The organism is Burkholderia sp. KCJ3K979 (assembly GCF_016759955.1).
In the GTDB taxonomy this organism is placed as follows: Bacteria; Pseudomonadota; Gammaproteobacteria; order Burkholderiales; family Burkholderiaceae; genus Burkholderia; species Burkholderia orbicola.
The window spans coordinates 1-4,434 of the sequence record NZ_JACFYV010000340.1; the positions used below are offsets into that span (position 1 = coordinate 1).

Consider the following 4,434-nt stretch of genomic DNA (forward strand, 5'->3'; position numbering starts at 1 on the left):
GGGGCGGCCCCTGCGTCTGCACCTGCGCCGGCTTCGGCTGGCGGCTCGGCGCCTGCTCCCGCTTCGGCTGCTGCGCCCGCTTTGGCGCCTAAGCCGGTTTCCGGTCCGGTAACCGCACCGGCACCTTCATCGACCTCCGGTTCGACGGCCGCTCCGGCTTCCGCACCCGCGTCTGCTTCGGCTCCGGCCACCGCCACGCCGTCATCGCCCGCGCCCTCGTCTGCAGCATCGACGCCCGCATCGGCCTCGGCGCCGTCGAGCGCATCGCCTGCGCCGGCTACAGCCAACCCGGTTGCATCGTCCACGCCGTCCGGCGCGAGCGCACCCGCCGCGAACTGACCGCGCTCCCGTACCGTCGCGCCCGGCCGCATGCGGCGCCGCGCGACGGTACGCACGCCTTCCGCTCCTGAAGTCGTTTCTGATCATCCGGCCGTAAGCCGACCGCACACGGCCGCGCGGGATCGGCGGAAAGGCAACGTCCACGCGTCGCGGTTGGTCACACGCGCCGCATGCCGGCAATCACCCCACGCGAAAATCGCAGGCGCCTCGCCATCTCGCGCCGCGCGGCTTGGCGGCGCCCTCACCTACCGCAACGTCGCGCGCAGCGTCTGCAGATGCTCGGCGGTCGTAGTCACGCCGCCGCAGACGATCACCGCGATGTCCGACGCCGACGCAAGCACCGGCACCGGGCGCTCCAGCGCGGCCAGGGCAGCGCCGCACGCGGGCTCGACGACGATCCGGTGTTCGTCGACAAACCGCAGCGACGCAGCCACCGCGTCGGCATCGGACACGACGACCGGATGGATCGCGTGGCGCGTCGCCCACTCGACCGCCGCGTCACATGGCCGCTTCGCGCCGAGCGACGTCGCGATGCTCGCGATGGCCGCCAGTTCGACCGGACGCCCCTGCGCGACCGAGCGCGCATAGCAGTCGGCGCCTTCCGTCTCGGCCGCGACGACCGGCACGTCGTGCCAGCCGTTGCGCACCAGTCCTTCCAGCACGCCGCACAGCAGACCGCCGCCGCCGACCGCGAGCACGACCGCGTCGGGCTTCGGACCGGCCGCCGCCATCTCGTCGATCATCGTCGCGTGGCCCTGCCACAGCACGCGGTCGTCGAACGGATGCACGAACGCGTCGTGCTCGTCGAGCGTCGATTGCGCGAACGCATTTGCCTCGGCCCAGCTCGCGCCGTGCACGACGAGGTCCGCGCCTTCGATGCGGATCAGCTCGCGCGCCCGGGCCGATGCGCTTTCCGGCACGACGACGCGCACCGGCACGCCGAGTTCGCGGCCGCAATACGCGACCGCGATGCCCGCGTTACCGCCCGACGACGACACGAACCGACGCGCCCCGGCCGCATGGCGCGCCTCGCAAACGGCGCCGATGCCGCGCAGCTTGAACGAGCCCGATGGCTGCAGCGCATCGAGCTTCAGCCGCACGGTCCTGCCGAGCCGGCGGGACGCGATGGGTGAGCGGATATAAGGGGTCGGGATATGAAGCGGCATGGGGCGGGACGCAGTGGGGACGGAGGAAACACACGCGACTCCGGAGGAAGCGAGCACGGCGATGACGGTCATCGTACGGCAGGCCGGTCATGCCTTCCAATACCATCGAATGGCGTTTGCTATGCTTTACAGGCATATCCATCCATCGAACCGGGCACCGCATGCGCCAGATCGAATTGCGTCACCTTCGCTACTTCGTCGCCGTCGCCCAGGCCGGCAGCGTGATGGCCGGCGCCCGCGCGGCCGGCATCGTGCAGCCCGCGCTGTCGCGGCAGATCCGCGAGTTGGAGGACGCGATCGGCACGCCGCTGCTGATCCGTCGCGCGACGGGCGTCACGCTCACGGCGGCCGGCACGAGCTTTCTGCACGATGCCACCGGCCTGCTCGCGATGCTGCAGGACAGCCGTGAGCGTGCGTTGCGCAGCGCGGCCGGCCAGCTCGGCGAACTGCGGCTCGGCGCGCTGCCGAACTGCCTGCCGTTGCCGGTCGTCGCGAACGTCCTCAAAACGTTTCGCGATGCGTGCCCGGACGTGAAACTGTCGATCGCGCCGATGCTGTCCGCCGAACAGGCCAGCGCGCTGATGCGCGGCCAGCTCGACGCCGGAATCATGGCGTGGCGTCGCGAGGAAGCGCCGCACCTGACGGGCGTGCGGCTGCTGAGCGACCGCTTCGTGCTCGCGATGCCCGCACCGTCGGGCGGCCGCTTCGTCGCGCCGCGCACGCTGGCCGACGTCGCGAACGAGCCGTTCGTCTGGTTCGATGCGCAACGTTCCGCCGCGCACCACCGGTTCCTGATGACGCAGTGCCAGCAGGCCGGTTTCACGCCGCGCATCGCGCAGGTCGGCAGCGACATCCCGACGCTGATCGGCCTCGTCGCGGTGGGGATGGGCTGCGCGTTCGTGCCGGAAAGCGCATCGCCGACCTGCCCGAGCACGGTTCGGCTCGTCGCGCTCGACGAACTCGCGAGCCGCTTCGACATCGAGTTCGTGTTCGACGGCGCGGCGACGACGCCGTCGCCCGTCGTCGCGCGGTTTCTCGCGGCGGTCCGCGATGCGGCCGGCGAACCCGGCTGAACGCACGCTAGACGCATCGGCGCGCGGTCGGGCGATGCGACTTGCCGCGCCGACCGACCTGCGGAATTCACTTCCGCGATCGCGTCGTTTTCGATGTCTTTGCACACGAAGCGACACCGTCGTGTCATCGAAAAATCTTTCAAAACGCCGACGCCCGACGCCGCGATACCGCTATTTTCAAATTGACACCAAAAACGGTCGTTTAACGCCGATTCGAATCGTCTTGGCCCGAAATATACTGCGCGCGCATCCAACCCTCGTGCCAAAGAGAGGATGCGTTTCCGCCCCGGCCATGGTCCCCCTGTGGTCGGGGCTTTTTTACTGTCGCGCCTTGCGGCGAAAGGCTTTCCGGACATTGCGCCCGGCCGGCGACGGCAGAATCGCCTGTCGCAGGGCAATGCGTCCGGCCAGGCAGCCGCGCGTCATCTCATGCTCGCCGGCCGACTTCCCGAGCGTCTCGCAAGATACCTCCGCATGAGCCGCGAACCGTCACGGCGTCGCAGCCCCCTGTCCGGAAGTTGCGCACCTCTTCATTACGAAAAGCTTTCCAAAAATCCTTGGCGTTCGTCTATCCCGCCAAAACACGGGCTCACAGGTCACGCACACCCGCGTCGCCCGCGCGCTGCATTGTTGACATGAAATCAAGATAATTTCGTCCGCATACGGCTTTTTCCGCAAAAGTAACGCAGGCACACTTCACGCTGTCCTCAACGGCCTCGTGCCGTCGTCCCCCGCTTACAGGAGTCCACCACGTGACCACCACGACTTCCTCTCCGTCCCGCCCCGGCGGCAGCGCCGCGCTGCCGCTGCTCGCGCTCGCCGCCGGCGCGTTCGGCATCGGCACGACCGAGTTCTCGCCGATGGGCCTGCTGCCCGTGATCGCCGACGGCGTGCACGTGTCGATTCCGCAAGCCGGCATGCTGATCAGCGCGTATGCGATCGGCGTGATGGTCGGCGCGCCGCTGATGACGCTGCTGCTCGCGCGCTGGTCGCGCCGCTCCGCGCTGATCGCGCTGATGTCGATCTTCACCATCGGCAACCTGCTGTCGGCCGTCGCACCGGACTACACGACGCTGCTGCTCGCCCGCCTCGTGACGAGCCTCAATCACGGCGCGTTCTTCGGCCTCGGCTCGGTGGTCGCGGCGAGCCTCGTGCCGCGCGAAAAGCAGGCCAGCGCGGTCGCGACGATGTTCATGGGGCTGACGATCGCGAACGTCGGCGGCGTGCCGGCCGCGACCTGGCTCGGCCAGATCATCGGCTGGCGCATGTCGTTCGCGGCGACCGCGGGCCTCGGCCTGGTCGCGATCGCCGGCCTGTTCGCCGCGCTGCCGAAGGGCGAGGCCGGCAAGATGCCTGACCTGCGCGCCGAACTCTCCGTGCTGACGCGCCCGGTCGTGCTCGGCGCGCTCGGAACGACGGTGCTCGGCGCCGGCGCGATGTTCACGCTCTATACGTACGTCGCGCCGACGCTCGAACACCTGACGGGCGCGACGCCCGGCTTCGTGACCGCGATGCTCGTGCTGATCGGCGTCGGCTTCTCGATCGGCAACATCGCGGGCGGGCGCCTCGCCGACCGCTCGCTCGACGGCACGCTGATCGGCTTCCTGTTGCTGCTGATCGCGACCATGGCCGCGTTCCCGCTGCTCGCCACCACCCATGCGGGCGCCGGCGTCACGCTGCTGGTCTGGGGGATCGCGACGTTCGCGGTCGTGCCGCCGCTGCAGATGCGCGTGATGCGCGCGGCCCATGAAGCGCCGGGCCTTGCATCGGCCGTCAACATCGGCGCGTTCAACCTCGGCAACGCGGTGGGCGCCGCCGCCGGTGGTGCGGCGATCTCGGCGGGGTTTGGCTACGCG

The 4,434-nt window shown here is 69.7% G+C and carries 4 protein-coding genes; 2 read left to right on the plus strand and 2 right to left on the minus strand.

Annotated features, from left to right (window positions below; translation table 11 throughout):
* Positions 1–395 (minus strand): hypothetical protein (locus H3O04_RS34110; protein ID WP_202589370.1); only part of this gene is annotated, 395 nt, incomplete at its 3' end.
* A gap of 189 nt (positions 396–584) precedes the next feature.
* A complete protein-coding gene (locus H3O04_RS34115; RefSeq protein WP_034174194.1) occupies positions 585–1,505 on the minus strand; it encodes a pyridoxal-phosphate dependent enzyme in 921 nt (306 codons plus the stop codon).
* 161 nt (positions 1,506–1,666) lie between these two features.
* On the opposite strand from H3O04_RS34115, the gene H3O04_RS34120 reads away from it, so the two are divergent.
* Complete coding sequence (locus H3O04_RS34120; protein ID WP_124701808.1) at positions 1,667–2,578, plus strand: LysR family transcriptional regulator; 912 nt, start codon at positions 1,667–1,669, stop codon at positions 2,576–2,578.
* Between the two features lie 752 nt (positions 2,579–3,330).
* Positions 3,331–4,434 (plus strand): MFS transporter (locus H3O04_RS34125; RefSeq protein WP_202589378.1); only part of this gene is annotated, 1,104 nt, incomplete at its 3' end.

Coding starts and splice junctions, on each gene's coding strand:
- H3O04_RS34115 (WP_034174194.1), bottom strand. CDS start 1,505: ATGCCGCTTCATATCCCGACCCCTTATATCCGCTCACCCATCGCGTCC.
- H3O04_RS34120 (WP_124701808.1), top strand. CDS start 1,667: ATGCGCCAGATCGAATTGCGTCACCTTCGCTACTTCGTCGCCGTCGCC.